The organism is Psychromonas hadalis ATCC BAA-638 (assembly GCF_000420245.1).
In the GTDB taxonomy this organism is placed as follows: domain Bacteria; phylum Pseudomonadota; class Gammaproteobacteria; order Enterobacterales; family Psychromonadaceae; genus Psychromonas; species Psychromonas hadalis.
Genome location: NZ_ATUO01000224.1, coordinates 1 through 4431, shown reverse-complemented (window position 1 = coordinate 4431; position 4431 = coordinate 1). Strand labels below are relative to the sequence as shown.

The window sequence follows — 4431 nt, the reverse complement described above, 5'->3', positions numbered from 1 at the left end:
CCTCTATCGACATTGATTAAATGCCAGCATTTAACAATTCGTTAGAAAGCATCGATTGAACCAGTTAGACCTTCAACTTTCTGCCTAGAACCTGCTCACCTCACCGTTTGCTGAATTTTGCACCTTGAATAATAACGGGTATAGTATTTTCCTTAGATATTTAAAGAGTGGTAAATTCCACTCAAATACGAGTGTATTTTAAATAATACTTACTGTTTATTTTTTGAACACACCTTGACTTATAATATAGATTCTATATAGTGCTCCCTAGCAAGAAAGAAAGCCTTTTGTTTACATTCTTCATTTCGTTGGATTATTAATAATACCTCGTTTGTAGTTTTTAAGTTCCAGTCTGTTTTTACGCTATTCAGGTCTATTAAGGCAATCTAACATTAAAATTTCAGGATAATATTATGTCTAAAGTTCAAGGTACAGTTAAGTGGTTCAACGAATCTAAAGGTTTTGGTTTCATCGAGCAAGAAAATGGTCCAGACGTATTTGCTCACTTTAGCGCTATCGCTAGCGAAGGTTTCAAAACTTTAGCTGAAGGCCAAAAAGTTGAATTTACTGTAAGCCAAGGTCAAAAAGGCCCGAACGCAGAAAATATCGTAGCGATTTAATTTGCTGTGATATTTTAGCTCCTACACAGAGCTGAATTAATCTTTAAAAAAATGGTAAACCTTTACGGGTTTACCATTTTTTTTGCTGATTGCAAAGTGTTTTGGCTAAGTAATATTGGCCAAAACATTGTAGGCAACTCATATTATATATGCACCGTTAGTGGCCCATTGCTCTACCTCACAATGGAGTCGATATACGCAACGGGGGAAAAATTCGACTTAGCTAATATCCTCAATTTCTCTCTTTATGTGGGGGAACCTTCTGTATTTCAAGAAAATCACCCCCTTAAGCACACCAACTTTTTAATAATTTATCAACTGACTTCTTTGCTGTTTTATTTAGCTTTTGAATCTGTTCAAAGCTTAAATCAAAGAGGCCATAACGTTCTGCAATACTGTCTAACATCGCCATCCACAAATAGCTAGTCATCTGGGCATCGTATAACGCGCGGTGAAAACCGCCTGAACTTGGAATGTTGGTAAACTGTATAAGTTCGCCCAGCTTATGGCTCGGTGCATCTTGGAAAATACGACGGGACAACAGGAGAGAGCAGGAAAACTCACCATTCAAATGTTTACCTAAGCGCTTCAATTCAGCGTCTAAAAAGCGTCGATCAAAGGCTACGTTGTGAGCGACAAGGTTATCATCTGCAATAAAATCAGAAAAATCAGTCATTACTTGTTGGCAAGAATCAGCTTCAGAAAGCATGCTATTACTGATACCTGTGTAGTCTTCAATAAAGGAGCTCACAGGAAAACCGGGATTCATTAATGCTTGAAATTGACCTTTAATTTTCCCATTAACAAGTCGTACTGCACCTATCTCAATAGCTCTATCACCTTGGTCTGGTGATAGTCCTGTTGTTTCAAAATCTAGAATCACAAGCGTATCAGCGCGCATATTTTTTCTCTTATTATTAACATAGTGTTCACAGTTGATTTTAATCTGTTTATTATCTCCATTACATCGCGGTATCAGCCTTTGCACTGAAATTTACTACGTCTGAAAATCAATAAATAACCCTTTAAGCACTACAACTACAGAACCGGACATTCAAATATTTTTCCAGCTATTTTAACCCAATAAATTAAACAGCGGTACACAATATCAACTACCCCCTCACTTAATCACGAAAATAAGAAAACGGATCATTCCAACGGCACTCATGACAACAAAAAAAGCTATTTATTGATTTACAAATACACTAAATTTCAGCAAAAAAGCTGATACAGTGATATGGGGATAGGGTTATTTACTGGTATATTCGTCGTAACTTATTTTTTCCTGAAATCCACCGCTTACCTGTATGCTCGGCAAACAGAGCTAATTCCTCCAGAGTTCCAACAGCACCGTGATACTCTTTTGGCTAAACTAAGCCATGTTTCACTGTCTAAGCCCTATGTGTTCAACAATGCAGGCGCTTTTGTTGAAATAGCACCACGTTTATCTTCTCAAATAATCCGGCTTGTCCAATCAACCAATTCAAAGTAATCAATCAGCGTAAAATGAATGCCCTGTGGTTGGCATTGATGCTCTGCACCAATGAATTTAACCAGTGGTTTACTGCTATTTTTATTCTTATCTTCAGCATGATGTGACTTGCCATGAATTCGTTCAAAATAGAGGTGTATTCAGATTCTTCAACACTTGCTGATATTTTGGCGCGGATGGGATTCAAATCAACGTAGGCCATGCAGGTTAACAGGGCTTTTTCATCCAGTAAGGCTTGAGATTTGAAACGCCCTTCTCAGAATCGACCTTTGCACTTATCTTCTTTATTGGCTTTGCGCGCTATAAATTCATTCAAACAACGCATAAACCACGAGATACTTGATAAACGCTTTCGCCACTCTGTAATCACCGTCAGCGCGGGATTGAGTCATAAAGCAGCCACCAAGGATCAACCTAATGGTCATTAATCAACCATAGGTTAAGCTTGAAATTCAGTCAAAGTCTTTGGCTGTCCCGATCTTTTTATTTGCTATCTAATTGTAGCGCAGCTAAAAACTCATTTTGTAGTTTTGGTGAAATTAGCACGCTTTTATTGTCGCCATAGCTAATTTTTAAACGCTGTAATGACAGTGCAGCACCTGAAAATAGACTCTGGCTATTGCAGATGTTAGTAATGCTTGCAATAGCTATATTCCATTTGAACGGGCCACTTTTAATTAGTAGCGTATCATCGTCAACAAAATAATGCGTGCTAAATAAAATCCAAAGAGGCAGGAATGCACCCACCACGAGCAAAGCAAAGGCAGACAAATAACTAGACAAGTCTGCTTGATTGAAAATAATGTTGATCACCCCCGAAATAGCAATTGTAGCGGATGAGAAGTAAATCAACATTAACCACATGTCGACTTTTGATTTAAATACTTTCATTTTTATTTTCCTACTCAGCCGTAGCTATTGATTAAAGGGAGTCTAGAATACTCATGATATAGAAAAGATCAATGATGGCGTACAAAAAGTGGCTGTCATTATATATTCGTAGCGATTTAGGTTGCTTTGGTATTATGTTTATCCAACAATGTAAGCCCCATGAAAACAGCCTGTTTTTATCACTGGCACAGTGAATTGGGAGATAGCAAATAGTCATCGGGTATTTAAAAATACCCAAGGAGCTCATATTGCAAAATAAAATTCACAAAATAGCGACTCACGATGGTGTCTTTCATACGGATGAAGTTGTTGCTATTGCATTGTTGCATCTATTCTCAGTGATCCACTTACCCGATGTAGAAATTATTCGTTCACGATCTGATGAAATTTTAAAGGATGCCGACATGCTACTTGATGTTGGTGGCCTATTATCACCAAAGGAGGGACGTTTTGATCATCATCAAATAGAGAATGGGACAGTTTCAACAGCAGGGTTAATTTGGCAATGGTTACAACCCAAACTATCTCTACGGTACACAAAACTTGATAAATTAATCGCTCAGCTAGATGCACATGATTGTGGTGTAAAACCGATGAGGGAGTTTTCTTTTGCTTCGGTTATATCTGCTTATAATACAGAACATATTTATAGCAAAGAGCAAGATGTTGGTTTTTTAGATGCCTTAAATATTGCGCTGCGCTACATTGAAAACCTAAAAATGAGAGAAGAAAAGAAAGCAGAAACAAAGAGATTAATTGCTTTATCTCCAATGACCTATTTTTCTGAAAATTGTAAAATAAAGCTACTCACACTTCCCCATTTTTGTCAGGGATGGCAAGCGTTTATTAATGGTAACAGTGATTACGCCCATATAACGCATGTTACTTGGTTTGATAAAGAGAAATCTCAGTGGATATTGCAACTCCCTGCAGTTGATAAAAATAGCTTTTCATTGATATTTGAACCATTACAACCTGATAATAAAGCCATTTTTGTGCATCAAAATGGTTTTTTAGCGGTTTATAAATAACAGCAAGATATGCTTAATATGTTAAAAATGATTGAGTACGATTAATGAGCATGGGTTACTTTAATGGAAGTTGAAGGGCTAACTAATTCAATTGAGACTTTCTAAATACTTGCATTTAATCAATGTCGTTAGAGGGAAATCACTCGAAAAACAATGAAGATTCTTGCCTAAATGCGTGAGCTTAAGGAAGCAATATAGGAGAAAAGCGATTAGATCAAATCTGACCCTTTATGATTCGTAATTATCGCCTAATAATTGAGTCATAAAGTGGCCTCCAAGGATCAACCTAATGGTCATTAATCAACCACAGGTTAAGCTTGAAATTCAGTCAAAGTCTTTGGCTGTCCCGATCTTTATAACTGATGTTACGCAGTAAATCAGAAGATTATAGCGAGAA

General features: G+C 37.0%; 4 protein-coding genes. 2 read left to right on the top strand and 2 right to left on the bottom strand.

Annotation, left to right across the window (positions count from 1 at the left end; all coding sequences use genetic code 11):
* The first annotated feature begins 413 nt into the window (after positions 1-413).
* Positions 414-620: a transcription antiterminator/RNA stability regulator CspE gene (gene cspE, locus G322_RS0117735; RefSeq protein ID WP_033422245.1), complete on the top strand. Its 207-nt coding sequence runs from the start codon at positions 414-416 to the stop codon at positions 618-620.
* A 286-nt stretch (positions 621-906) separates the two neighbouring features.
* Here the strand turns inward: cspE and G322_RS0117730 are convergent, their stop codons facing one another.
* Positions 907-1521, bottom strand: coding sequence for a 3'-5' exonuclease (locus tag G322_RS0117730; protein WP_022943034.1), 615 nt, complete (start codon positions 1519-1521; stop codon positions 907-909).
* Positions 1522-2595: 1074 nt separating this feature from the next.
* Positions 2596-3003, bottom strand: coding sequence for a PH domain-containing protein (locus G322_RS0117725; RefSeq protein ID WP_022943033.1), 408 nt, complete (start codon positions 3001-3003; stop codon positions 2596-2598).
* Between the two features lie 248 nt (positions 3004-3251).
* On the opposite strand from G322_RS0117725, the gene G322_RS0117715 reads away from it, so the two are divergent.
* Entirely contained in the window at positions 3252-4034 is a 783-nt protein-coding gene (locus G322_RS0117715; protein WP_022943031.1) for an MYG1 family protein, read from the top strand.
* Positions 4035-4431 lie beyond the last annotated feature (397 nt).

What these genes read in the sequence shown, in the direction of transcription:
- G322_RS0117730 (WP_022943034.1), bottom strand. Translation starts at nt 1,521, where the DNA reads ATGCGCGCTGATACGCTTGTGATTCTAGATTTTGAAACAACAGGACTA.
- G322_RS0117725 (WP_022943033.1), bottom strand. Translation starts at nt 3,003, where the DNA reads ATGAAAGTATTTAAATCAAAAGTCGACATGTGGTTAATGTTGATTTAC.
- cspE (WP_033422245.1), top strand. Translation starts at nt 414, where the DNA reads ATGTCTAAAGTTCAAGGTACAGTTAAGTGGTTCAACGAATCTAAAGGT.